The organism is Nocardioides sp. HDW12B, from assembly GCF_011299595.1.
Taxonomy (GTDB): domain Bacteria; phylum Actinomycetota; class Actinomycetes; order Propionibacteriales; family Nocardioidaceae; genus Marmoricola_A.
The window spans coordinates 2130485-2156096 of the sequence record NZ_CP049867.1 but is presented as its reverse complement, the minus strand read 5'-3'; the positions used below and the strand labels follow the sequence as shown (position 1 = coordinate 2156096).

Here is a 25612-nt window from a genome sequence, read left to right as displayed (position 1 = left end):
ATGGCGAACAACGCGTCCCGACCCGGACGCACGCTGATCGTCTTCGCCCTGGTGGTCGTCGCCATGTACGGCGGACTGGCTCTCAACGGCGTGTGGGCCCCCAAGCTGGGGCTGGACCTTCAGGGTGGCACCCGCATCACGCTGAGCGCGAGCACCTCGACGGGTGAGGCGATCACTCCCGAGAAGCTCGAGGAGGCCGCGACGATCATCGACAGCCGGGTCAACGGCCAGGGTGTCGCGGAGTCCGAGGTGGCCACCCAGGGTGGCGACACGATCATCGTCGAGATCCCCGGGCAGAACCGCAAGGACCTCGTCGACACGGTCCAGCAGACCGCCCAGCTGCGCTTCCGGCTCGTCGGTGCGGCGGCCCCGGTGGCCCCGCCGGCCGAGCCTGCCCCCTCCCCGTCGCCCTCCGAGAGCACCGGCGGCGGTGGTGGCAACGGCGGCAACGGCGGCGGTGGCAACGGCGGCGGGCAGGACGACACGGTCGCGCCCGACGAGACCGCAGGCCCCGTCGAGGAGTCCTCGCCCGCGGGCCGCGCGCTGTCGCGCGGCCTGGCAAGCCTGAGCGGCACCAACGACGGAGCCGGCAGCAACGACGGAGCCGGCAGCAACGACGGAGCCGGCAGCAACGACGGCGGCGGCAACTCCGCCGGTGGCGGTGCGGGCGACGGCACCGGCGACGCGACCGGCGGGGGAGCCGGCGACGGCGCCCAGGCCCCGCCCGCCCCCGAGCCCGCCCCGGTGCCCGACGGTGACTCCTCCCTCGAGGAGCTGCTGGCCTGGATCCGCTCGCCCGACGCCGAGTCGCTGCAGCAGTTCCAGCAGGCCACCTGCGACGAGGAGCTGCCGGACAACCCGAACAAGCCGCTCATCGCCTGCGACGAGGCGGGCCAGGTGAAGTACCTCCTGACCCCGGCCGTCATCGAGGGCACCCAGCTGAGCGACGCCAGCTCCGGTATCCCGCCCAACGACGTGCAGTACGTCGTCAACCTCGACTTCGACGGCACCGCCACCGACACCTTCGCCGACGTCACCCGGGCCCTGGTCGGCACCGACGACCGCTTCGCGATCGTGCTCGACGGCGAGGTGCTCAGCGCCCCCGGTGTCACCAGCGCGATCGTCGACGGCAACGCGCAGATCAGCGGCGACTTCAACCAGGCGTCGGCGCAGTCGCTGGCCAACAGCCTGAAGTACGGCGCGCTGCCGCTGGAGTTCGAGGACTCCGTCGTCTCCGAGGAGGGGCCGACCCTGGCCCAGGACCAGCTCTCCGCGGGCCTGCTCGCGGGCGGCATCGGCCTGGCCCTGGTGCTGATCTACTGCATGGTCTACTACCGCGGCCTCGGCATCGTGGTCGTCGCCTCGCTGGCGGTGGCCGCTGCGCTGACCTACGCGGCGGTGATCTTCCTGTCCGAGACCGCGGGCTTCACGCTGACGCTGCCCGGCATCGCCGGACTGATCGTGGCGGTGGGTATCACCGCGGACTCGTTCATCGTCTACTTCGAGCGAATACGTGACGAGATGCGTGACGGCAAGTCCGTGCGCGTGGCAGTGGAGGCCGGCTGGGTCCGTGCCCGCGCCACCTGTGTCGCCGCCGACGCGGTGTCGCTCCTCGCGGCCGTCGTCCTCTACATCTTCGCCATCGGCGTGGTGAAGGGCTTCGCGTTCGCGCTGGGCATCAGCACGCTCATCGACCTCGTGGTGTTCTTCCTCTTCACCAAGCCCATGACCACCTGGCTGGCCCGCTTCCGCTTCTTCTCGACCGGTCACAAGATGTCCGGCTTCTCGGCCGAGCAGGCCGGGATCGAGCGGATCGGCGCCCGCCCCGTCCACGGAGTGGGTGCCCGATGAGCCGCCTCGCACGCCTCGGCCAGTCGCTGTACGACGGCCGCGTCTCGATCGACTTCGTCGGCCGCAAGTGGCTCTGGTACGGCATCTCGCTCGTCATCGTGCTCGTCGCGATGTTCGGCCTCGTCGGCAAGCAGCTGAACCTCGGCATCGAGTTCGAGGGCGGCGTGGAGTACCGCGTCTCCTTCGCCGCGGGCGAGGCCGACGACGACGCCGTCACCGCGATCAACCAGGCCGTGCGCGACACCGAGATCGACAACGCCTCGGCCCCGATCGTCAACACCTCCGGCAGCAACGGTGACCTCATCCGGGTGCAGACCGAGCCGCTGAGCACCGACGAGTCCACCACCGTCGACGAGGCCATCCGGGCCGTCGACGGCGTGGAGGACCTCAGCTCCTCGCAGATCGGGCCCTCGTGGGGTCAGCAGGTGGCCGACCGCGCCCTCACCGGCCTGGTGGTCTTCCTGGTCCTCGTGGTGCTGCTGATCTGGGGCTATTTCCGCGAGTGGAAGATGTCGGTCGCGGCCATCGTGGCGCTCGCGCACGACCTGATCATCACCGTCGGCGTCTACGCGCTCTCGGGCTTCGAGGTCACCCCCGCGACCGTCACCGGAATCCTGACGATCCTCGGTTTCTCGCTCTACGACACCGTCGTCGTGTTCGACAAGGTGCGCGAGAACACCAAGGCCCTCGGGCGCACCCACCAGACGTACGCCGAGGCGGCCAACCTCGCCGTCAACCAGACGCTGGTCCGCTCGATCAACACCTCGATCGTCGCGCTGCTGCCCGTCGGTGCGCTGCTCTACGTCGGTGTGTTCACCCTCGGCTCGGGGGCGCTGAAGGACCTGGCGCTGTCGTTGTTCGTCGGCATGGCGGCCGGTGCCTACTCCTCGATCTTCATCGCGACCCCGTTGCTGGTGCAGCTCAAGGAGCGGGAGCGCGGTGTGAAGGCGGGTGACCAGCGGGCGCGCAGCCACCGCAGCCGCCGACCGGTCGACCCCTACGCCGCCGTACCGGCGTTCCGTGAGGACATGCCGCTCGCCGACGACCCGGACAACCCGTCGCCGGCCGGCGGTGTGCCGTCCGACCAGGCCCCGGCGCGTCCGGTGAGCGAGGGCGGCAACCGCTCCGTCGCCCCCGGTGCCCCGGGACGGGTCTCGGCGGGGGAGCGACCCGGCACGGCTCGCCCGGTGTCCGGCTCGACCGCCGCGGGACGACCGCAGCCCACCCGCAAGCCGCGCTCCCGGCGAGGTCGCGGGTGAGCGACCACGCGGCGCACGTCGAGCGGCTGGTCCGCGACATCGCGGACTTCCCCAAGCCCGGGATCGTCTTCAAGGACATCACGCCCCTGCTGGCCGACCACGAGGGGTTCCGCTCCGTCGTGCTCGCCCTGGCTGCGGCCGGCCGGGACGCCGACGGCACCACGACGGTCAGCAAGGTCGTGGGCATGGAGGCGCGGGGCTTCATCTTCGCCGCCCCGGTCGCGCTCGAGCTCGGCGTCGGCTTCGTGCCGGTCCGCAAGGCCGGCAAGCTGCCCGGTGAGACCCACGAGGTGTCCTACTCCCTGGAGTACGGCGAGGAGGTCCTCGAGGTGCACCGCGACGCCATCGCGCCCGGCGAGCGGGTGCTGCTCGTCGACGACGTGCTCGCCACCGGGGGCACGGTGGCGGCCACCCGGGCGCTGGTGGAGCAGTGCGGCGGCGAGGTCGCCGGTGTCGCGGTGCTCATGGAGCTGTCGTTCCTCCCCGGACGCGACCAGCTCGGCGGTGCCCCGCTGACGGCGCTCCACACCGTCTGAACCCGGCGCGCATAGACTGGCGGCACCACCGCCGAGGGGAGTGACGCGTGCCGGACGACGGGTCAGCAGCACCGGTGTCCACCGACACCGCTGACGTCGTCACGCCCGCGACCGACCAGGTCCCGGCGTCCACGTCCGCTCCGACCGGTGCGTCGACCGGACCGTCGTCGTCGGTCGCGCCGGCACCGGCCGCTGAGCGCCCGTCGGGCGAGGCGGCCGCCTCCGGCGGACCCGTCACCGGCGCCGGCGGCATGCGGGCCCGCCTGGCGCGCATCGGCACCAAGGGCCAGGCCACCAACCCGGTCCTCGAGCCGTTGTTCCGGGTCGTCAAGGCCAACCACCCCAAGGCAGACCTGGCGCTGCTGGAGCGGGCCTACCTCACGGCGCAGCGCCTGCACTCCACTCAGAAGCGCAAGAGCGGCGAGCCCTACATCACCCACCCGCTGGCCGTGACGACGATCCTGGCCGAGCTCGGCATGACCGAGCCGACGCTGGTGGCGGCGCTGCTCCACGACACGGTCGAGGACACGCCGTACACGCTCGGCGACGTGGCGCGCGAGTTCGGCGAGGAGGTGGCGCTGCTCGTCGACGGCGTCACCAAGCTCGACAAGGTGAAGTACGGCGAGAGCGCCGAGGCCGAGACCATCCGCAAGATGATCGTGGCGATGAGTCGCGACATCCGGGTGCTGGTCATCAAGCTCGCCGACCGGCTCCACAACATGCGCACGCTGCGCTACCTCAAGCAGTCGACGCAGGAGCGCAAGGCCCGCGAGACCCTCGAGATCTTCGCGCCGCTGGCCCACCGGCTCGGCATGAACACGCTCAAGTGGGAGCTGGAGGACCTCGCCTTCGGCACCCTGCACCCCAAGATGTACGACGAGATCGTGCGGCTGGTGGCCGAGCGGGCCCCCTCGCGCGACAACTACCTGGCGCGCGTGATCGCACAGGTCGAGCGCGACCTGGCGTCGTCGCGGATCAAGGCGACCGTCCGCGGCCGGCCCAAGCACTACTACTCGATCTACCAGAAGATGATCGTGCGGGGCCGCGAGTTCTCCGACATCTACGACCTGATCGGCATCCGGATCCTGGTCGAGGACGACCGCGACTGCTACGCCGCGCTGGGGGCGATCCACTCCCGGTGGAACCCGGTCCCCGGACGGTTCAAGGACTTCGTGGCGATGCCGAAGTTCAACATGTACCAGTCGCTGCACACGACCGTGATCGGGCTCGAGGGCAAGCCGGTCGAGCTCCAGATCCGCACCTACGCCATGCACCGCCGCGCGGAGTACGGCATCGCGGCGCACTGGAAGTACAAGGAGAACATGCGGGCCGGGGTCGACACCGACCGCAAGGCCGCCGACGGCGGCACCGCCGAGATGGCCTGGGTGCGCCAGCTGCTCGACTGGCAGCAGGACACCGAGGACCCGGGCGAATTCCTGGAGTCGCTGCGCTTCGAGATCAACTCCTCCGAGGTCTACGTCTTCACCCCGGCCGGCGACGTGATCGCGCTGCCGGCCAGCGCGACGCCGGTCGACTTCGCCTACGCCATCCACACCGAGGTCGGTCACCGCACCATCGGCGCCCGGGTCAACGGCCGGCTGGTGCCGCTGGAGTCGACGCTCGACAACGGCGACGTCGTGGAGGTGTTCACCTCCAAGGCGCAGTCGGCCGGGCCGAGCCGTGACTGGCTGACGTTCGTCCGCTCGCAGCGCGCCCGCACCAAGATCCGCCAGTGGTTCACCAAGGAGCGGCGCGAGGAGGCGGTCGAGAAGGGCAAGGACCAGATCGCCCGGCTCATGCGCAAGGAGGGCCTGCCCCTCAAGCGGGTGATGACCCACGAGACGCTGACGACGGTGGCCGCCGAGATGCGGTTGGCGGACGTCTCCGCCCTCTACGCCTCCGTCGGCGAGGGGCACCTGGGCGCGCAGACCGTCGTACGCCGGGTGATGGACCTGTTCGGCGGCGAGGACGGGGCGACCGAGGACCTCGCCGAGGCCGTCCAGATCACCGGGCGGCGGGCTGGCCGCCGGCCCTCACCGGGCGACGCCGGCGTCATCGTGCGCGGCGACGCGGACGTGTGGGTCAAGCTCGCCAAGTGCTGCACGCCGGTGCCGGGCGACGACATCATGGGCTTCGTGACCCGCGAGGCCGGGGTGTCGGTCCACCGGCGCGACTGCACCAACGCCGACTCGCTGCGCCAGCAGTCCGAGCGGATCGTCGAGGTCGAGTGGGCCCCGACCGAGCGCTCGATGTTCCTGGTCAACATCCAGGTCGAGGCGCTGGACCGGGCGCGGCTGCTGTCCGACATCACCAAGGCGCTGTCGGACACCCACGTGAACATCCTGGCCGCCTCGCTCAACACCGGCCGCGACCGGATCGCCAAGAGCAGGTTCACCTTCGAGATGGGCGACCCCAAGCACCTCGGCCACGTCCTGCGCGCCGTACGCCAGGTCGAGGGCGTCTTCGACGCCTACCGCGTCACCTCCTGACCCCGCAGAACTCTCCTCCCCCTCCACCCCGCGCGAAACGTCGCGTGTACGCGCGAAGCGTCGCTCATGTACGCGCGAAGCGTCGCTCATGTACGCGCGAAGCGTCAGGTGTGTACGCGCGAAGCGTCAGGTGTGTACGCGCGAAGCGTCACGTGTGTTCACGCGAAGCGTCGCTCGCGCACCTCCGGCCGGGAATGCGACGCAGCGTGGCCGCGCCGGAGATCACTAAGCTGCGCGTGAGCGACCTCTCGTACGTGCACAGCCGACGCTTCGAGCGTACACAGCCGACATTTCGCGCGTACACGGGCGACGTTTCGCGCACACACGCCCCGCCCCTCGACCGGTCGAGGGGCGGGGTCAGGAGAAGTCGGAGAGGGCGCGCTGAGCCTCGGCGAGCCAGGCGGAGCGGGCCTCGATGGCGGCAGCGTGCTCGGCGGCCTTGCGGTCGTTGCCGGCCGCCTCCGCCTTCGCACGCTTGGACTCGAGATCGGCCAGCGAGGCCTCGAGCTGGGCCACCGTGTCGGCGGCCCGGGCCCGCGCCTCGGGGTTGGACCGCGACCACGCCTGGTCCTCGACGTCGCGGATCGCCTTCTCCACCGCACGCATCCGGCCCTCGAGGTCCTTCATCCGCTCCCGCGGGACCTTGCCGGCGGCGTCCCACTGGTCCGCGAGGTCGCGGAAGGCGGCCTTCGTCGCCGTCAGGTCCTTCACGGGGACGAGCGCCTCGGCCTTGACGAGGATGCCCTCCTTGACGGTGGCGTTGGCGGCGTACTCCGCGTCGGTCGCGGCGCTGGCGGCGTCGCGCGCGCCGAAGAACGTGTCCTGCGCGCCGCGGAAGCGGCGCCACAGGTCCTCCTCGACGTCACGCGGCGCCGGGCCGGCAGCCTTCCAGCGCCGCATCAGCTCGCGGTAGGCGCCGGCCGTCGGACCCCACTCGGTCGACCCGGAGAGCTTCTCCGCCTCGGTGACGAGACGCTCCTTGACGCCGCGGGCGCCCTCGCGCTTCTCGTCCAGCTCGGCGAAGTGGGCCTTGCGGTGGCGCGTGTACGTCGTGCGTGCCGAGGAGAACCGTCGCCACAGGGCGTCGTCGGCAGCCTTGTCCAGCCGGGGCAGCGACTTCCACTCGTCGAGCAGCGCCCGCAGCCGGTCGGCCCCGGAGCGCCAGTTCTCGCCGGCGGCCAGCGTCTCGGCCTCGGAGACCAGCTCCTCCTTGCGCACCCGCGCGGCGGCGACCCGCTCGGCCCGCTCGGCCCGCTTGCGCTCGCGCTGCTGCTTGATCAGCCCCTCCAGGGCCGCGACGCGCGCCTCGAGAGCGTCGATGTCGCCCACGACCTGCGCCTCGTCGACCGCGGCACGGATCTGCTTCAGCCCGGCACCGGCGTCCTCGGGCGAAGCCGTCCCGGCCTTGACCCGCTGCTCGAGCAGCCCCACCTCGAACGCCAGGGCGTCGTACTTCCGTGCGAACAGCGCCAGGACCTCCGCCGGGTCGCCGTCGGGCCACTGTCCGACCTGCCGCTCACCGTCGCCGGTCCTGACGAAGACGGCACCGTCGGCGTCCACCCGACCCCAGGTCGCGGCGTCGCTGGGCTCCACCGCGGGAGCCGGTACGACGGGCGCGGCTGCGGCGGCGGATCGCTTCGGCGGCGCGGGCCGGGGTCCGGGACGCGGACCGGGAGGCCGGGGGACCGGTCGCGCCGAGGGTGCGGGAGCCGGTGTCGGTGCGGCCGGTGCAGGCGCTTCGCCGGTTGCGGCCTCGGGTGCCTCTGCAGCGGCGGGCTCGGCTGCCTCAGCCGCGACTGGCTCCGGCGTCTCGGTGGGTTCGGACGCCTCCGCGGCAGCCGGCTCAGGCGTCGCAACCGCCTTGACGGGCTCGGTCGTCGCGACCGGCGTCTCGGCGGCCTCGGGGACGTCGACCCCCTCACTCGGCGCGGCCGGGGCCTCGGAGGCTTCCTGCGAAACCTCGACGGCCGCCTCGGGCGGGGTGTCGGGCTGGTCGTCGGCCGGGGCCGTGGACGGCGCGTCGGCCGGGGCCTCGGGCTGCTCGGGGGACGTCGGGGGCGGGCTGGGGTTCACGGAGGTTCACCTCGTGTCGGCGCCGACGACGTGCCGGCGCGTGTCGGTTGTGCGCACGGTGCGCCGCGGGGACCCGCACGGTGACGAGGACCTCGCTGACGCTGCCACGTCATGCTAGTCGTTGGCCCGAAGCGGCCCGCGGAGCAGGTGTTACCGATTCTTCGATGCACCCCCGCCCTCGGTAGGCTTCGCCGGGTCAACCCGCCCGCAGCGACAGGAGCGCCACCGTGCTGATCGCCGGATTCCCCGCGGGACCGTGGGGGACCAACTGCTACGTCGTGGCCACCGGGTCCGGCGCCGAGTGCGTCGTCGTCGACCCCGGCAAGGACGCCGCGTCCGGGGTGGACGAGGTCGTGCGCGAGCACGGGCTGAAGCCGGTCGCGGTGCTCGTCACCCACGGTCACATCGACCACATGTGGTGCGTCGCCCCGGTCGCGGGCAGCTACGACGCGACGGCGTACATCCACCCGGCTGACCGGCACCTGCTGTCCGACCCGATGGCCGGCATGTCGCCCGAGACCGCCGGGATGCTGCTGGGCGGGAAGTACGAGTTCGCCGAGCCCGACGCGGTCACCGAGATCGGTGACGGCGCCGACCTCGAGCTGGCGGGGCTGACGTTCAGCGTCGACCACACCCCGGGCCACACGCCCGGCTCCATCACGTTCCGCACGCCGTACGACGCAGCGCCCGGCGAGATAAGCCAGGTCATGTTCGCCGGCGACCTGCTCTTCGCCGGATCCATCGGTCGCACCGACCTGCCCGGCGGCGACCACGCCGTGATGCTGCGCTCGCTGACCGACAAGGTGCTGACGCTGCCCGACGACATTGCCGTCCTGCCCGGGCACGGCGAGCAGACCAGCATCGGCCAGGAGCGCGCCACCAACCCGTTCCTGCTCGAGCTGCAGCGCGGCGCCGGCGCCAGCACGCCGCCGCCCTCTCGGGGACTCTGATGGCCAGGAAGCCCACCCCGCTCAGCGGGTTCCCCGAGCTGCTGCCCGAGCAGCGCGTGGTCGAGCAGCACGTGCTCGACACACTGCGCCGTACCTTCGAGCTGCACGGCTTCGCCGGGATCGAGACCCGCGCCGTCGAGCCGATGGACCAGCTGCTGCGCAAGGGCGACACCTCCAAGGAGGTCTACGTCCTGCGCCGCCTCCAGGACGCCGACTCGGGCAACGACTCGGGGATCGGCCTCCACTTCGACCTGACCGTCCCGTTCGCGCGCTACGTGCTCGAGAACGCCGGCAAGCTGGAGTTCCCCTTCCGCCGCTTCCAGGTCCAGAAGGTGTGGCGCGGGGAACGGCCGCAGGAGGGTCGCTACCGCGAGTTCACCCAGGCCGACATCGACATCATCGGCCGCGACACCCTGCCGACCCACCACGACGTCGAGGTCGCGCGGGTCATGGTCGAGGCGCTGACGCACCTCGAGGTGCTGCCGCCCTTCCGGGTGCAGGTCAACAACCGCAAGCTGATCCAGGGCTTCTACGCCGGCCTCGGCATCAGCGACAGCGACGAGGTGATGCGGCTCGTCGACAAGCTCGACAAGCTGGACGCCGACGAGGTCCGCCGGCTGCTGGTGAGCGAGGCGGGCGCCTCCGCCGAGCAGGCCGACCAGGCGCTGGCCCTGGCCGCGATCGCTACCGCCGACGACTCCTTCGTCGCCCGCGTGCGCGCCCTCGGCGTCGAGCACCCGCTGCTCGACGAGGGTCTGACCGAGCTGGCCGCCGTGGTCCGGGGCTGCGCCCCGCTGGTCTCCGAGCGCGTCCAGGTCGTCGCCGACCTCTCGATCGCGCGCGGGCTCGACTACTACACCGGCACCGTCTTCGAGACCCGTCTCGAGGGCAGCGAAGGCTTGGGGTCCATCTGCTCCGGCGGCCGGTACGACGCCCTGGCCGACGACGGGCGCACGACGTACCCGGGGGTGGGCATCTCGCTCGGCGTCAGCCGCGTGCTCGTGCCGCTGCTCGCCCGCGGCGACGTGACCGGCAGCCGCAAGGTGCCCTCCGCGGTGCTCGTCGCCGTCGCCGACGAGGGCGCCCGGGAGGCGTCCGACGCGGTCGCCACCGCCCTGCGCGCGCGTGGCGTCCCGACCGAGGTCGCGGCCTCCGCGCAGCGCTTCGGCAAGCAGATCCGGTACGCCGAGCGGCGCGGCATCCCGTTCGTGTGGTTCCCGGCCGCTCCGGGGGAGCCCGGCGCCGCCCACCAGGTCAAGGACATCCGCAGCGGCGACCAGGCCGACGCCGATCCCGGCACCTGGGCCCCACCGGCCCAGGACCTCCGCCCCCACGTCGTCTCGACCCACGCAGCAACCTCCGAAGGAGCAGTTCGTTGATCCGCACCCATGAGGCCGGCGCCCTCCGCGCCGACCACGTCGGCCAGACCGTCACCCTCGCCGGGTGGGTGGCCCGTCGTCGCGACCACGGCGGGGTCGCCTTCCTCGACCTCCGCGAGGCCAGCGGCGTCGTCCAGGTCGTCGTCCGCGACGAGGCCGTCGCCCACCAGCTGCGCTCGGAGTTCTGCATCAAGGTGACCGGGGAGGTCTCCGCGCGCCCCGAGGGCAATCAGAACCCAAACCTACCGACCGGCGACATCGAGGTCATCGCCAGCGACGTGGAGGTCCTCGGCAGCTCGGCGCCGCTGCCGTTCCCCATCGACGACCACGTCGACGTGGGGGAGGAGGCGCGCCTGGCGCACCGCTACCTCGACCTGCGCCGTCCCGCGCCCGCCCGCGCGATCCGGCTCCGCAGCGCCGTCAACAAGGCCGCCCGCGATGTGCTGGCCGACCGTGGCTTCACCGAGGTGGAGACCCCGACGCTCACGCGTTCGACCCCCGAGGGTGCCCGCGACTTCCTGGTGCCGGCGCGGCTGCGACCGGGCAGCTGGTACGCCCTGCCGCAGAGCCCGCAGCTGTTCAAGCAGCTGCTCATGGTCGGCGGCATCGAGCGCTACTACCAGATCGCGCGCTGCTACCGCGACGAGGACTTCCGCGCCGACCGCCAGCCGGAGTTCACCCAGCTTGACATCGAGATGTCCTTCGTCGACCAGGAGGACGTCATCGAGCTGATGGAGGAGGTGCTGGTCGCGATGTGGCGCACCATCGACGTCGACATCCAGCGCCCGATCCCGCGGATGACCTACGCCGAGGCGATGCGTCGCTTCGGCAGCGACAAGCCCGATCTGCGCATGGACCTCGAGCTGGTCGAGTGCGGCGAGTTCTTCGCCGGCACGGAGTTCCGCGTGTTCCAGGCCGAGTACGTCGGCGCGGTCGTCATGCCGGGCGGGGCCTCGCAGCCGCGCAAGCAGCTCGACGCCTGGCAGGAGTGGGCCAAGCAGCGCGGCGCCCGCGGACTGGCCTACCTCCTGGTCAAGGAGGACGGCGAGCTGACCGGCCCGGTGGCCAAGAACATCAGCGACGAGGAGAAGGCCGGCATCGCCGCCCACGTCGGCGCCGCACCGGGAGACTGCATCTTCTTCGCCGCGGGCGCGCCCAAGTCCTCGCGGGCGCTGCTGGGCGCCGCGCGCCTGGAGATCGGTCGCCGCACCGGCCTGCTCGACGAGACCGGCTTCGCCTTCACGTGGGTCGTTGACGCCCCGATGTTCGAGCCCGCCTCCGAGGCGGTGGCCAGCGGTGACGTCGCCGTCGGCGCCGGCGCGTGGACCGCGGTCCACCACGCGTTCACGGGTCCCAAGCCGGAGTTCCTCGACACGTTCGACACCGACCCGGGCAACGCGCTGGCCTACGCCTACGACATCGTCTGCAACGGCAACGAGCTGGGCGGCGGGTCGATCCGTATCCACCGACGCGACGTCCAGGAGCGGGTCTTCGCGGTCATGGGGCTGACGGAGGAGGAGGCACAGGAGAAGTTCGGCTTCCTGCTCGACGCCTTCAAGTTCGGCGCGCCGCCCCACGGCGGCATCGCGGTCGGCATGGACCGGATCTGCGCGCTGCTCGCCGGGGCGGACTCGATCCGCGACGTCATCGCCTTCCCCAAGAGCGGTGGCGGCTACGACCCGCTGACGGCCGCGCCGGCGCCGATCACGCCCGAGCAGCGCAAGGAGGCCGGGGTCGACGCCAAGCCGGCCCCGAGCGCCCCGCCGGTCAACGAGCCGGCGGCGAGCCCGAAGGTGAGCTGAGCGACGTACGACGGGAGTGCTTCCCGCACGAAACCGGCGCTTCCCGAGCGAAACTTCGCTCGGGAAGCGCCGGTTTCACTAGGTACCTAGTGAAACCGGCAGCCCCAACGCCCTACTGGGTGGCGTGGACGACGTCGCGGTGCTCGGCGAAGTGGCAGGCGGCCAGCTGGCCGGCGGCGCCGTGGGGCGCCAGCGGGGGCTCCTGCTCGGCGCAGATGTCCTGGGCCTTCCAGCAGCGGGTGCGGAAGCGGCAGCCCGAGGGCGGGTTGGCCGGCGACGGCAGGTCTCCCTCGAGCATGATCTGCTCGCGCTTGCCACGCAGCGTCGGGTCCGGCACGGGTACGGCGGACAGCAGCGCCTGCGTGTAGGGGTGCATGGGCTGCTCGTAGATCTCGTGCTCGTTGCCGATCTCGGCCAGCTTGCCGAGGTACATCACGGCGACGCGGTTGGAGATGTGGCGCACCACCGACAGGTCGTGCGCGACGAACACGTAGGAGAGGTCGAACTCCTTCTGCAGGTCGCCGAGCAGGTTGACCACCTGCGCCTGCACCGACACGTCGAGCGCGGAGACCGGCTCGTCGCAGATGATGACGCTCGGTCGCAGCGCGAGCGCGCGGGCGATGCCGATGCGCTGACGCTGGCCACCGCTGAACTGGTGGGGGTAGCGGTTGATGTGCTCGGGGTTCAGCCCGACCACCTCGAGCAGCTCCATCACCTTCTGCCGGCGCGAGCCCTTGGGCGCCACGTCGGGGTGGATCTCGAAGGGCTCCCCGACGATCTTGCCGACGCTCATGCGCGGGTCGAGCGAGGTGTAGGGGTCCTGGAAGATGATCTGCACGTTGCGGCGTACGGCGCGCAGGCGCTTCTGCGACATGCCCACCAGCTCCTCGCCGTGGAGCCTCACCGAGCCCGACGTCGCGGGGATGAGGCCCATCAGCACGCGCGCCAGGGTCGACTTGCCGCAGCCTGACTCGCCGACCACACCGAGGGTCTCGCCCTTGCGCAGCTCCAGCGAGACGCCGTCGACGGCCTTGACCTGCCCGACGGTGCGCTTGAAGAGGATGCCCTCCTGGATGGGGAAGTGCTTGACGACGTTCTCGGCGGACAGCACGACCTCGTCGGTCATGGGGCTCATGACGAGAGCACCTCCTCGTAGTAGTGGCACGCGCTCTGCCGGGTGCCGTCGACGTCGTACAGCGGCGGCTCCTCGCTGGCGCAGCGGTCCTTGGCGAACCCGCAGCGAGGTCGGAAGCTGCACCCCGTCGGAAGGTCGACCAGGCTGGGCGGGAGCCCCTTGATCGACGCCAGCGCCTGACCCTTCATGTCCACGCGGGGGATGGACTCGAGCAACGCCTTCGCGTAGGGGTGCGCCGGCCGGGCGTAGATGTCGAGGACACCGGCCCGCTCGACGACGCGACCGGCGTACATCACGCAGATGTCGTCGGCGACGTCGGCCACCACGCCCATGTCGTGGGTGATGAGGATCAGCCCCATGTTGCGCTCCGACTGCAGGTCGGTCAGCAGCTTCATGATCTGCGCCTGCACCGTCACGTCGAGGGCCGTGGTCGGCTCGTCGGCGATCAGCACGTCGGGGTCGAGCGCCAGCGCCATCGCGATCATCACGCGCTGGCGCATGCCGCCGGAGAACTGGTGGGGGTAGTCGGCCACGCGCCGCTTGGCGTCCGGGATGCCGACCAGGTCGAGCAGCCGGACCGCCTCGGCCTTCGCCTGCTTGCGCGAGAAGCCGCGGTGCACCCGGAACAGCTCCGCCAACTGCCAGCCGACGGTGAAGACCGGGTTGAGGGCGCTGAGCGCGTCCTGGAACACCATGCCGACGCGGTCCGAGCGCACCCGGCGTCGGGTGTCCTCGGGCAGCTTCAGCAGGTCGACGCCCTGGAGCAGGACCTCGCCACCGGCGATGCGGGCCGGAGGCATGTCGAGGATGCCCATGATCGCCTGCGCGGTCACCGACTTGCCGCAGCCGGACTCCCCGAGGATGCCGAGCGTGCGACCGGCCTCGACGGTGAAGTTCACCCCGTTGACGGCGTGCGCGACGCCCTCACGGGTGTGGAACTCGACCTGCAGGTCCTTGACCTGGAGCAGGGGAGCGGACGGGTCGAACGAGACGTTGCGCAGCTCTCCCTTGGCCACGCGCGACGAGGAGGAGCCCGAGCTGGTGCCGTCGGTCGAGAGGGTCTCGGAGGCCATCATCGTCCCTTCGGGTCGAGGGCGTCGCGCAGCTTGTCACCCATGAGGATGAAGCTGAGCACGGTCAGGATCAGGGCGATGCAGGGGAAGACCAGCAGGTGGCTGAAGCCGGCCGTCGCGAGGTTCTGGCCCTCCTGGATCGTGATGCCCCACGACAGCGTCTCGCCCTGGGGCAGTCCCACGCCCAAGAAGGTCAGGGTCGCCTCGGCGGCCACGAAGGAGCCGACGTAGAGCGTGGCGAGCACGATGACCGGTCCCAACGAGTTGGGCAGGATGTGGCGCAGGATGATCCGGCTGTTGCTGGCGCCCATGGCGCGGGCGGCGTCGACGAAGTCCTGGTCGCGCAGTGACAGCACGCTGCCGCGCACGATGCGGCTCATCGAGGTCCACCCCAGCGCCACCAGCACGATCGTGAGCGGGATGATGCCCTGCGACTTCAGCAGCGCCAGGAAGACCAGCGCGCCCAGCAGGAACGGCAGGCCCAGCACGATGTCGGTGATGCGCGAGATGATCGTGTCGGTCCAGCCGCCGAAGTAGCCGGAGAGGATGCCCAGCGTGGTGCCGATGAGCACCGTGAAGAGGGTGACCGTCACCGCCACGATGATCGAGGGGCGGGCGCCGTAGATGATCTCGGAGTACATGTCGCACCCGAGCGTCGTGGTGCCGAAGAGGTGACCGTCGACGAGACGGTCCTCGGTGATGCCCGGCGGCAGGCTGAACGGCCACCAGGTCGGAGGCAGGTTCGACTCGCCGATGTCGCACTCGGTGCGGCCCTGGGTGGCCCAGACGCCGGGCACGACCGCCCAGGAGAGCACCACCAGCAGGATGAGCAGGGCGGTGACGAACATCGGGCTGCGCAGGAGGTCGCTGCGAGCGTCGGCCCAGAGGCTCTTGCCGCCGGACTTGCGCTTCTTGCCGGAGGGGGGCTCGTTCCCGCCACGGGTCGCCTCGCCCTCGATCGCGGGCTGGTGACCGGGCATCGGCTGCGAGAAGTCACTCATAACGGATCCTTGGGTCGAGGACGGCGTAGAGCAGGTCGACGAGGAGCGACGCGACGAGGAAGACCAGCGTCAGGAGCGTCACGACCGCCAGGATGACCGGGGTCTCGCCGTTGCGGATCGAGCGGAAGGTGAGTCCGCCGATGCCGGGGATGTTGAAGATGCCCTCGGTGATGAGCGCACCGCCCATGAGGGCGCCGATGTCGATGCCGATGAAGGTCACGACCGGGATCAGCGAGTTGCGCAGCGCGTGGACGCCGACGACGCGGCTCTGCTTCAGGCCCTTGGCGCGCGCGGTGCGGACGTAGTCCGAGCGCAGGCTCTCGATGAGGCTGGTGCGGGTGAGTCGTGCGATGAAGCCCAGCGAGAGGGCACCGAGCACGAAGGCCGGGATCACCAGGCTGGCCCAGGGGTAGTCCTCCTGGTAGGCCACCGAGAAGGTCGCCTTCAGCGCGTCGGGCACCTCGCGCGTCTTCAGCCAGTTGCCGAAGTAGAGGCCGAGGAAGATCTGCACGAGGACACCGAGCACGAAGATCGGCACCGAGATGACCAGCGTGGTCGAGATGCGCACGACATTGTCGGTGAGCTTGTCCTTGCGGAGGCCGGCCAGGACGCCGGCGACGATGCCGATGACGGCCTCGAAGACGACCGCGAGGAAGGTCATCTTCAACGTGAAGGGGAGGGCCTCGACGATCAGCGTGAGGACGTCGCGACCGTTGAAGTCCTGGCCGAAGTTGCCGGTGGCCAAGTTCTTGAGCCGGTCGACGAACATGCCGAGGCACGGGTTGCCCGGCTGCTCGAGGCACGGGTCGTCGAGGCCGTAGGCGCGCGTGATGTTGTCGATGGTCTCCTGCGGCGGCTGCCGGTCACCGAAGAGCGCGCGGATGGGGTTGCCGTTGATCTGGAACGAGAGCGTCTGCAGGTAGTGCAGCAGGAACAGGGTGCCGAGGATGACCGGGATGAACTGCAGCAGACGACGCGCGGTGTAGCGGCCCATGGAGATCCCTTCTGGGGGGCTCGACTTCCAGCCCCGTCATGAGGGCGCATGGAAGCGTACAAGGGTGTGCGGGTGTGGACCAGGTGAACCGGTCCACACCCGCACAGGGGCTTGATCAGCTGGTGACGCTGATCTCGTCGAGCAGCAGCTGGTCGGTCGGGCTGTACTTGACGTTCTCGACGTTCTCGCTCATCACGTAGAACGTCTGGCCGAACCACAGCGGGATGACGACCATGTTGTCGAGCACGACGTCGGCAGCGGCCTGGTAGGACGGGATGCCCTCCTCGACCGTGGCGGCGGCGTCACCCTCGTTGACCAGGTCCAGGAACTCCTGCTGGTCCGCGGCGGAGTCGCCCTCGCCCCACTTGCCGTAGTTCGACGAACCCTCGCCGTACAGCGGGTCGAGGTAGTTCTGCGGGGACGGGTAGTCCGGCAGCCAGCCGAGACGGTAGGGACCGTCGACCTCGGACTGGGTGCCCAGCGCCTTGAGGTACGGCGTGAACGGCTGCGACTTGAAGGTGAAGTCGACGCCGAGGTCCTGCTGCCAGCCCTGAGCCATGGCCTTGACCCACTGCTCGTGGCCACCGTCGTTGTTGAACCAGATCGAGATCTCGTTGCCCTCGACGCCGCCGGCGCCGTCCCACAGCTCCTTGGCCTGGTCGGGGTCGTAGACGCAGAACTCGCAGGCGTCGTCGCGCGAGCCCGGGACGAAGGGCGAGATGACGTCGGTCGCGGGGATGAAGCGACCCTGCAGGACGTTGTCGATGATCGACTGGCGGTCGATGGCCAGCGACAGGGCCTGACGGATCTCGGGCTTCTGGAAGTCCGGCTCGTAGAACGGGAAGCCGAAGTAGGCGAACGAGCCGCTGTCGACCTCGAGGAGGCTGTCGGCGTACTGCGCGCGGGCCTGGGGGATCTGCGACGGGTCGGGGATGACGATGTCGAGGTTGCCACCCTGGAAGTCACGGAAGGCCGTGCTCAGGTCGGCGTAGATCTTGAACTCCATGCCGTCGGCGAGACCGGCGGTCTCCTCGTCCGAGTAGTCGGCGTACTTCTCCAGCGTGATGGACTGGTTGTGGTTCCACTTCTCGGCGAACTGGTAGGGACCGTTGCCGATGGGCTGCTCGTTGCAGGCCTTGATGTCGTCCATGCACTCCTGAGCCATCGGCGCGGCGGCCGGGGTGTAGCTCATGGTGAGGGGGAACTGCGAGAACGGCTCGCTGAGCGCGACCTCGAAGGTCAGGTCGTCGACGACCGTGAGGCCCGACATCTCCTCGGCCTTGGGGTTCTCGCCCTGGAGGTCGTCGTAGCCCTCGACCTTGGAGAAGAAGAAGCCGAGCTGGGTGGCGTTGGCGCCGTTCGCGGCGTAGTTCCACGCGCGGACGTAGGACTCGGCGTCGACCGGCTCACCGTTGTGGAAGGTGAAGCCGTCCTTCAGCTTGATGGTCCAGTTCTGGCCGTCCTCGGACTCGAACGACTCCGCACCGGTGTAGATGGGCTCCGAGGTCTCCGGGTCCACCTTCAGCAGGCCGGTGAAGACCGCGTTGATGATCTGGGAGCAGTCGGAGGAGTAGCAGTTGCTCGTCGGCGCGAACGCCTCGGGCTCGCTGCTGGACACGCTGAACGTGCCGCCGGCGGTGCCGGCGGACTCGCCGCCCTCGGAGCTGCTCGAGCTCTCCGAGCTGCTGTCACCGCCCGACGAGTCGGACTCGGCGCTGCACGCCGTCAGGGCCAGGGCAAGGGTGAGCGGAATCGCAAAGAGCAAACTCTTTGGTCGCCTCATAGGGTTCCTCCAGTCAGAAACGCTTCGTGGTGTTCACGAGCCGGGACAGGGTGGGACCGGTTGGTGCCGGACCCGCCGCACGGGCAACCTATGCACCGGCCGGGACGTTCGTCACCATGTGTGCCCGAACGGAGACCGAGTCGTGAACGAATCGTTACCTCCGGGCCGCGCCGGTCTCGACAAGGTGGGTAGACCTATCGGACGGTCCCCGGCGATCTTCCTGCCTCGTCCGGGGGACGCCGGACGCTGACCGGCGGACGTCACCCAGGAGGACCACAGGTCCCGGGCACCGGGACCAGAGGGGCGACGCGGCTACGCTGCGCGGGTGGAGGGTCTCTTCGACGCGGCTGCCGTGGGTGGTCCGAGCACGAGCGCCGGCGCGGGTGCTCCCGGCGCCGGGACGCTCGCGGGCAACCAGCACGGGTCCGCGCCCCTGGCGGTGCGGATGCGGCCCGAGACGCTGGAGGAGCTCGCCGGCCAGCAGCAGCTGCTGGCGCCCGGTTCCCCGCTGCGCCGGCTGGTCGAGGGCGACCAGCCGATGTCGCTGCTGCTGTGGGGCCCGCCCGGCACCGGCAAGACCACCATCGCGAGCATCCTGAGCCGTCAGACCCAGCGCGGCTTCGTCGAGGTCTCCGCCGTCACGGCCGGGGTCAAGGAGGTGCGGGCCGCGATCGACGCCGCCCGCCGACGGCTGGCCACCACGGGCGAGGAGACCGTCCTCTTCGTCGACGAGGTGCACCGCTTCACCAAGGCCCAGCAGGACGCCCTGCTCCCCGGGGTGGAGAACCGCTGGGTGACGCTGGTGGCGGCCACCACCGAGAACCCGTTCTTCAGCGTGATCTCGCCGCTGCTCTCGCGGTCGCTGCTGCTCACCCTGACCTCGCTGACCGACGACGACGTGCGCGGGGTCATCGAGCGGGCCGTCACCGACCCGCGGGGCCTCGACGGCCGGGTCACCCTCGACGACGAGGCGCTGGCCCACCTGGTCCGGCTCGCCGGCGGGGACGCCCGACGCGCCCTGACCTACCTGGAGGCGGCGGCCGGGGCGGCCGAGTCCCTGGGCACCGACCACGTCGACGTACCGACCGCGGAGCGGGCCGTGGACCGGGCAGCCGTGCGCTACGACCGCCAGGGCGACCAGCACTACGACGTCACCAGCGCCTTCATCAAGTCCATCCGCGGGTCGGACGCCGACGCGGCGCTGCACTACCTGGCCCGGATGGTCGAGGCCGGCGAGGACCCGCGGTTCATCGCCCGGCGGCTGGTGATCCTCGCCAGCGAGGACATCGGGCTGGCCGACCCCACCGCCCTGACGACGGCGGTGGCCGCTGCCCAGGCCGTGCAGCTGATCGGGCTCCCCGAGGGCAGGCTGAGCCTGGCCCAGGCGGTGATCGCGCTGGCGGTGGCACCCAAGTCCAACGCCGTCATCGCCGCCATCGACGCGGCGCAGGCCGACGTGCGCGCGGGCAAGGTGGGGACCGTGCCGGCCCACCTGCGCGACGGCCACTACCCGGGCAGCAAGGACCTCGGGCACGGCACGAGCTACCGCTACGCCCACGACGGGGAGTTCGGCGTCGTGGAGCAGGACTACGCCCCCGACGTGGTCGCGGACGCCGTCTACTACCGCCCGACCTCGCTCGGGGCCGAGGCCGCGGTCAAGCAGCGCTGGGAGAAGCTGCGCCGCATCGTGCGCGGCCGCTGACTGCGCCACGACCGCTGACCGGCGCCTGCCGGCGAACGCCCGGCCGGAGGGCCCGGGTCCCGGCCGCGCGTGCGGGGTAGGGTCCCGTGTCATGCATCCGCTCGTCACGCTCCTGCTGGCGGTCGCCGGGACGCTCGGACTCATCGCGCTGGTGGTGCTGGTCCGGCGCGCGTCGCGTCGTCGCGCCGCCGAGCGCGCCCACGAGCACGAGCAGCAGCTGGCTCGCTCCCAGGAGCGGATCGAGCGGCTCGAGGGCCGCCTCGAGGCGCTGTCGAAGGACGTGGAGCAGGTGACGACCGGCACCCGTCCCGACAGCGGGGCTCGCGGTCCCCGCTCGGGCGACTACCTGATCACCTCGCTGCCCGAGCACGACGACGACCGGCCGGTCCGGGGCGAGCGACGCGACGAGGTGGCGGTCACCGAGGTGGAGGTCCGCAGCGGCACCACCCTGGCCGCCGCGGTGGCCGCGACCCTGGAGACCCAGGTGGTGGCGGCGCTCGCCCGCCACCAGGGCGTCTCCTCGCTGCGCGACCGGGCCGTCGACCTCGGCGTGCAGGGGGTCGCGCTGGCCCACGGCGTCCGGCGGGCGCTGTCGGCCGAGACGCTGGACCGGGCCGCCGCCGAGGCTCACGTCGCGCGACGCCGCTCGCGGCGGGTACGCCGTGCGGAGGTCCGGGAGGCGCGACGTCTCGTGCGGCACCTGCGCGCCGGCGACGGGGCACCCGTGACGGTGCGGGCCGAGCGCCCGACCCGCGACCGGGACGTCGCTTGAGGCCCTCGACGAGGCCGGCATGAGACGCGGGCTCTGGTTCCTGGCCGGGACCGCCGCCGGGGTCTGGACCAGCGTCCGCGCCCGCCGGGCCGCCGAGTCGATGACGGTCGACGGGCTGCAGGACCGGCTGCAGGGGCTCGCGGCCGGGGCGCGGGTGCTGCGCGACGAGGTCGCCGCCGGTCGCGCGGAGAAGGAAACCGATGTGCGGGCCCGGCTGTCGCTGGTGTCTGATGAGTCCACTGAGCCCACTGGTTCAACGTCCGGGGAGACCCCGGGGATCACCACAGGAAAGGTCGACGACTGATGGAGACCGCCGAGATCCGGCGACGGTTCATCGCGCACTTCGAGCAGCGCGGACACACCCCGGTGCCGTCGGCACCCCTGCTCGTCGACGACCCCAACCTGCTGTTCGTCAACGCCGGGATGGTGCCCTTCAAGCCCTACTTCCTCGGGCAGGAGGCGACGCCGTACCCGCGGGCGACGAGCGTGCAGAAGTGCATCCGCACCCCCGACATCGAGGACGTCGGCAAGACCACGCGCCACGGCACCTTCTTCGAGATGTGCGGCAACTTCTCCTTCGGCGACTACTTCAAGGAAGGCGCCATCGAGCTGGCCTGGGACCTGGTCACCAAGCCCGTGGAGGACGGCGGCTTCGGCTTCGAGGAGAGCCGGTTGTGGCCCTCGGTGCTCGCCGGCGACGACGAGGCGCTGCACCTGTGGATGAAGGTGACCGGCCTGCCCGAGAAGCGGATCGTCAAGCTTGGTCCGAAGGAGAACTACTGGTCCATGGGCGTGCCCGGACCGGGCGGGCCCTGCTCGGAGATCCTCTACGACCGCGGCCCCGAGTACGGCCCCGACGCCGACTGGGACGCGATGGGCACCGCGATGGCGCCCGAGCTCGAGGACCGCTACCTCGAGTTCTGGAACCTCGTCTTCATGCAGGAGGAGCTCAGCGCGGTGCGCTCGAAGGAGGACTTCGACATCCTCGGGCCCCTGCCGCGCAAGAACATCGACACCGGCATGGGCCTGGAGCGGGTCGCCTACCTGCTCCAGGGCAAGCAGAACATGTACGAGATCGACGTCATGTTCCCCGTCATCGAGCGCGCCCAGGAGCTCTCGGGCCGACGCTACGGCGCCGACGCGGGTGACGACGTACGCCTCCGGGTCGTGGCCGACCACGTCCGCAGCAGCCTCATGCTCATCGGCGACGGCGTGACCCCGGGCAACGAGGGCCGCGGCTACGTGCTGCGCCGGCTCATGCGCCGCGCCATCCGCTCCATGCGCCTGCTCGGCGTCGAGGACCGCGTGCTGCCCGAGCTGCTGCCGGTCAGCCGCGACAAGATGGGCGTGACCTACACCGAGCTGCACCGTGACTGGGACCGGATCTCCACGGTCGCCTACGCGGAGGAGGACGCCTTCCGCGCCACCCTGCGTGCGGGCACCCAGATCTTCGACCTGGCCGCGGGCGAGGCGAAGAAGGCAGGCAGCCCGACCCTGAGCGGGGAGCGCGCCTTCGCGCTCCACGACACCTACGGCTTCCCGATCGACCTGACCCTCGAGATGGCCTCCGAGCAGGGGTTGAGCGTCGACGAGGACGGCTTCCGACGCCTCATGGGCCAGCAGCGCGACCGCGCGAAGGCCGACGCGAAGGCGAAGAAGGCCAAGCACGGCGACGCCACGGCCTACCGCGAGGTCGCTGACGGCCTCGGGCAGCGGGTGGAGTTCACCGGCTACGACGAGGTCGTCTCCGAGGGCACGGTGCGCGGCATCGTCTTCGGCGGCGGCGCCGTGAGCACCGCCCACGCGGGCGACGAGGTCGAGCTCGTGCTCGACCGCACCCCCTTCTACGCCGAGGGCGGCGGCCAGCTCGCCGACCAGGGCGTCATCGAGCTCGGCAACGGCGCGCGGGTCGAGGTGCTCGACGTCCAGTCGCCGCTGACGGGCCTGATCGTCCACCAGGTGCGCGTGCTCGACGGCGAGATCTCCGTCGGCGAGGCGGCGCAGTCGCTGGTCGACGTGGAGCGCCGCCGCTCGATCAGCCGCGCCCACACCGCGACCCACATGGTCCACAAGGCGTTCCGCGAGGCGCTGGGCGACACCGCGACCCAGGCCGGCTCGGAGAACGCGCCCGGCCGCTTCCGCTTCGACTTCTCCGCCACCGGCTCGGTGCCGGGCTCGGTGCTCGCCGACGTCGAGGCGCGGGTCAACGACCTGGTGCTCGCCGACCTGCCGGTCGAGGCCGAGATCATGACGCAGAAGGAGGCCGTCGCCTCGGGCGCGATGGCGCTCTTCGGCGAGAAGTACGGCGACCAGGTCCGCGTCGTCTCCGTCGGCGACTGGGCCCGCGAGCTCTGCGGCGGCACCCACACCGGCCGCTCCGCGCAGCTCGGCGTGGTCAAGCTGCTGGGGGAGTCGTCCATCGGCTCCGGCGTCCGCCGCGTCGAGGCGCTCGTCGGCGCGGACGCCTACCGCTTCCTGGCCCGCGAGCACGTGCTCGTGGCCCAGCTCAGCGAGGCGCTGAAGGCGCGCCCCGAGGAGCTGCCCGAGCGGGTCTCCGACCTCGTCGAGCGGCTGCGCGCCGCGGAGAAGGAGATCGAGTCGTTCCGGGTCACCCAGCTGCTCGCTGCGGCCGGCCGGCTGGCGTCCGAGGCCGACGCGGTCGGCGAGGTCGCCTTCGTCGGCCACCGCGCGGACGGCGCCGACGCCGGTGACGTGCGCCGCCTCGCCCTGGACGTCCGGGGCCGGTTGGCGCCCGACCGTCCCGGCGTGGTCGCGATCGTGGGCTCGGCCAACGGCAAGCCGTCGGTCGTGGTGGCGGTCAACGACGCCGCCCGCTCGCGCGGGATCTCGGCGAACGCCCTGGTCAAGGCGGCGGCGACCGCTCTCGGCGGCCGCGGCGGCGGCAAGGACGACGTCGCGCAGGGCGGCGGTGCCGACACCAGCAAGGTTGAGCAGGCCCTCGCGGACGTGCGCGCCGAGCTGGCGCGCGCCTGATGCGTCGCGGACGCCGCCTCGGCGTCGACGTCGGCGACGTCCGGATCGGGGTCGCCCTGAGCGACCCCGACGGCCTGATCGCCACCCCGGTGGAGACCGTGGCGCGCGGGCGCGGCGACCTGGCGCGCCTGCGCGAGCTGGTCGTCGAGCACGAGGTGCTCGAGGTCGTGCTCGGTCTGCCGCGCTCGCTCTCGGGGGGCGAGGGGCCGGCCGCGGCCAAGGCGCGCACCTTCGCCGACACCCTCGTCGGCGCCGTCGCGGGCACCGGGGCGTCGCTCCGGTTGTGCGACGAGCGGCTCAGCACGGTGTCGGCGGAGAATGTCCTGCGGCAGCAGGGGCGCAAGGGAAAGAAGCGCCGTGCCGTCGTAGATCAAGCGGCGGCCGTCGTCATATTGCAGAATGCTCTCGACACCGAACGCGCCACGGGGCGGCCTCCCGGCGAGGTCGTGACGCTTCCGGACCAGGGACCCGACCGGGACCCGTCGAGCGATCAGGGAGAGTCGTGAGCGACGAGCGCGAGGACCAGTGGGCCGACCGCCCGGCCCCCGGTGAGGACCCCGACGCCGTCGGCGACACCGGCGAGCACGCCTGGGGCGGCTCGATCCTCGCCCGCGACGAGCGCGGAGGGTACGACGACCACGCGCACGACGCCGGCTACGACGACCCTGACCACCACGACCCGGACCACGACCACGCGTACCCCGAGGAGCACCGCAACGTCCGCCCGCGGCGCACCCGCAGCGCCGCGTCCTGCCTCGTCGTGCTGCTCGTCGTCGGCGCCGTCGTGGCGGCGCTCGGCTTCGGCCTCGTGGCCGGGGTGGACAAGCTGCAGGGCGCGTTCGCCAGCGCCGACGACTACGCCGGCGAGGGCACGGGTTCGGTCGTCTTCGAGGTCAAGGAGGGCGAGACGGTCGCGGCCATCGGTCGCAACCTGAAGTCCGACGGGGTCGTGGCCAGCGTGGAGGCGTTCACCGACGCCGCCGCCTCGGACCCCGACGCCAACAGCATCCAGGTGGGCTTCTACGACCTCAACGAGGAGATGTCGGCCGAGTCGGCGCTCGCCGTGCTCGTGGACCCGGAGAACCTGCTCCAGGCCGAGGTCACCGTCCCGGAGGGCCTGCGGGTCGAGGACGTGCTCAAGACGCTGGCCAAGGGCACCGAGATCCCGCTGGCCGACTACCAGGCGGCGATCAAGCGCGACCAGGCGATCGGTCTGCCGGCCTTCGCGAAGGGCAACCCCGAGGGCTACCTGTTCCCGGCCACCTACGCCGTGCCGCCGAACGCCGACGCCGTCGACGTGCTGTCGATGATGGTCGAGCGCTGGCAGCAGGCCGCCGAGGAGGCCGACCTCGTGGCCGCGGCCGAGGAGCTCGGCTACACCCCCGGCGAGCTGATGATCATCGCGAGCCTGGTCGAGTCCGAGGCCAACCGCGACGAGGACCGCGGCAAGGTCGCCCGGGTCATCTACAACCGGCTCGAGACCGACGAGACCGGCGGGCTGCTCCAGATCGACGCCACGGTGAACTACGCCCTCGGCCGCGACCTCGGCCTGGGGCTGACCCCCGAGGACCTCGACGTCGACTCGCCGTACAACACCCGGAAGTTCCCGGGGCTGCCGCCGGGGCCGATCGAGTCGCCCGGCGACAAGGCGATCGCGGCGGCCACCACGCCGACCGAGGGCCCCTGGCTCTACTACGTGACGGTGAACCTCGACACCGGCGAGACCAAGTTCACCGACGACTACGACGAGTTCCTGCGGTTCAAGAACGTCGAGCTGGCGGCGTACTGCGACGGCTCGGACCGCTGCTGAGCGGCGACG

The 25612-nt window shown here is 71.4% G+C and carries 19 protein-coding genes; 13 read left to right on the top strand and 6 right to left on the bottom strand.

Annotated elements, in window-relative coordinates; translation table 11 throughout:
* From secD to G7072_RS10055, 4 genes are all read left to right on the top strand, one after another.
* Complete coding sequence (secD, locus tag G7072_RS10070) at window positions 1-1851, top strand: protein translocase subunit SecD (RefSeq protein ID WP_166085976.1); 1851 nt, start codon at window positions 1-3, stop codon at window positions 1849-1851.
* Window positions 1848-3110 carry a protein translocase subunit SecF gene (gene secF, locus G7072_RS10065; protein ID WP_166085974.1) on the top strand — a complete coding sequence of 421 codons (1263 nt, stop codon included), beginning with the start codon at window positions 1848-1850 and terminating at the stop codon, window positions 3108-3110. Before secD ends, secF begins: the two co-directional genes overlap by 4 nt.
* The gene (locus G7072_RS10060; RefSeq protein WP_166085972.1) at window positions 3107-3646 is read left to right on the top strand and encodes an adenine phosphoribosyltransferase; all 540 of its coding nucleotides are present in this window, start codon (window positions 3107-3109) and stop codon (window positions 3644-3646) included. Before secF ends, G7072_RS10060 begins: the two co-directional genes overlap by 4 nt.
* A 251-nt stretch (window positions 3647-3897) precedes the next feature.
* Complete coding sequence (locus G7072_RS10055; protein ID WP_166089961.1) at window positions 3898-6135, top strand: bifunctional (p)ppGpp synthetase/guanosine-3',5'-bis(diphosphate) 3'-pyrophosphohydrolase; 2238 nt, start codon at window positions 3898-3900, stop codon at window positions 6133-6135.
* 357 nt (window positions 6136-6492) lie between these two features.
* Here the strand turns inward: G7072_RS10055 and G7072_RS10050 are convergent, their stop codons facing one another.
* Entirely contained in the window at window positions 6493-7728 is a 1236-nt protein-coding gene (locus G7072_RS10050; protein WP_166085968.1) for a DUF349 domain-containing protein, read from the bottom strand.
* A gap of 707 nt (window positions 7729-8435) precedes the next feature.
* Here G7072_RS10050 and G7072_RS10045 point away from each other — a divergent pair.
* Genes G7072_RS10045 through aspS form a run of 3 tightly spaced genes read left to right on the top strand, consistent with a single transcriptional unit; the run spans window position 8436 to window position 12339 of the window.
* On the top strand, window positions 8436-9158 hold the full coding sequence (locus G7072_RS10045) for an MBL fold metallo-hydrolase (protein ID WP_166085966.1): 723 nt from the start codon (window positions 8436-8438) through the stop codon (window positions 9156-9158).
* Window positions 9158-10537, top strand: a complete 1380-nt coding sequence (hisS, locus tag G7072_RS10040; protein WP_166085963.1) for a histidine--tRNA ligase — start codon at window positions 9158-9160, stop codon at window positions 10535-10537. The genes G7072_RS10045 and hisS overlap by 1 nt, the downstream gene beginning before the upstream one ends.
* Window positions 10534-12339, top strand: coding sequence for an aspartate--tRNA ligase (gene aspS / locus G7072_RS10035; RefSeq protein WP_166085961.1), 1806 nt, complete (start codon window positions 10534-10536; stop codon window positions 12337-12339). Before hisS ends, aspS begins: the two co-directional genes overlap by 4 nt.
* A 112-nt stretch (window positions 12340-12451) precedes the next feature.
* Here the strand turns inward: aspS and G7072_RS10030 are convergent, their stop codons facing one another.
* The 5 genes from G7072_RS10030 to G7072_RS10010 all read right to left on the bottom strand — a co-directional run bounded on the left by G7072_RS10030 (window position 12452) and on the right by G7072_RS10010 (window position 18325).
* Window positions 12452-13474: a dipeptide ABC transporter ATP-binding protein gene (locus tag G7072_RS10030; RefSeq protein WP_206063069.1), complete on the bottom strand. Its 1023-nt coding sequence runs from the start codon at window positions 13472-13474 to the stop codon at window positions 12452-12454.
* Window positions 13471-14547 carry an ABC transporter ATP-binding protein gene (locus tag G7072_RS10025; protein ID WP_166085959.1) on the bottom strand — a complete coding sequence of 359 codons (1077 nt, stop codon included), beginning with the start codon at window positions 14545-14547 and terminating at the stop codon, window positions 13471-13473. The genes G7072_RS10030 and G7072_RS10025 overlap by 4 nt, the downstream gene beginning before the upstream one ends.
* A complete protein-coding gene (locus tag G7072_RS10020) occupies window positions 14547-15548 on the bottom strand; it encodes an ABC transporter permease (RefSeq protein ID WP_166085957.1) in 1002 nt (333 codons plus the stop codon). Before G7072_RS10020 ends, G7072_RS10025 begins: the two co-directional genes overlap by 1 nt.
* Complete coding sequence (locus G7072_RS10015; protein WP_166085955.1) at window positions 15541-16542, bottom strand: ABC transporter permease; 1002 nt, start codon at window positions 16540-16542, stop codon at window positions 15541-15543. The genes G7072_RS10020 and G7072_RS10015 overlap by 8 nt, the downstream gene beginning before the upstream one ends.
* 115 nt (window positions 16543-16657) lie before the next feature.
* The gene (locus G7072_RS10010; RefSeq protein ID WP_166085953.1) at window positions 16658-18325 is read right to left on the bottom strand and encodes an ABC transporter substrate-binding protein; all 1668 of its coding nucleotides are present in this window, start codon (window positions 18323-18325) and stop codon (window positions 16658-16660) included.
* 352 nt (window positions 18326-18677) lie between these two features.
* On the opposite strand from G7072_RS10010, the gene G7072_RS10005 reads away from it, so the two are divergent.
* The 6 genes from G7072_RS10005 to mltG all read left to right on the top strand — a co-directional run bounded on the left by G7072_RS10005 (window position 18678) and on the right by mltG (window position 25603).
* Window positions 18678-20027 carry a replication-associated recombination protein A gene (locus tag G7072_RS10005; protein ID WP_240917275.1) on the top strand — a complete coding sequence of 450 codons (1350 nt, stop codon included), beginning with the start codon at window positions 18678-18680 and terminating at the stop codon, window positions 20025-20027.
* Window positions 20028-20118: 91 nt separating this feature from the next.
* Complete coding sequence (locus G7072_RS10000; RefSeq protein ID WP_166085951.1) at window positions 20119-20799, top strand: hypothetical protein; 681 nt, start codon at window positions 20119-20121, stop codon at window positions 20797-20799.
* 19 nt (window positions 20800-20818) lie between these two features.
* Entirely contained in the window at window positions 20819-21103 is a 285-nt protein-coding gene (locus G7072_RS09995; RefSeq protein WP_166085949.1) for a DUF6167 family protein, read from the top strand.
* Window positions 21103-23793 carry an alanine--tRNA ligase gene (alaS, locus tag G7072_RS09990; protein ID WP_166085946.1) on the top strand — a complete coding sequence of 897 codons (2691 nt, stop codon included), beginning with the start codon at window positions 21103-21105 and terminating at the stop codon, window positions 23791-23793. The genes G7072_RS09995 and alaS overlap by 1 nt, the downstream gene beginning before the upstream one ends.
* Entirely contained in the window at window positions 23793-24299 is a 507-nt protein-coding gene (ruvX, locus tag G7072_RS09985) for a Holliday junction resolvase RuvX (protein WP_166085944.1), read from the top strand. The genes alaS and ruvX overlap by 1 nt, the downstream gene beginning before the upstream one ends.
* Window positions 24296-25603: an endolytic transglycosylase MltG gene (mltG, locus tag G7072_RS09980; RefSeq protein WP_166085942.1), complete on the top strand. Its 1308-nt coding sequence runs from the start codon at window positions 24296-24298 to the stop codon at window positions 25601-25603. Before ruvX ends, mltG begins: the two co-directional genes overlap by 4 nt.
* Window positions 25604-25612: the final 9 nt, after the last annotated feature.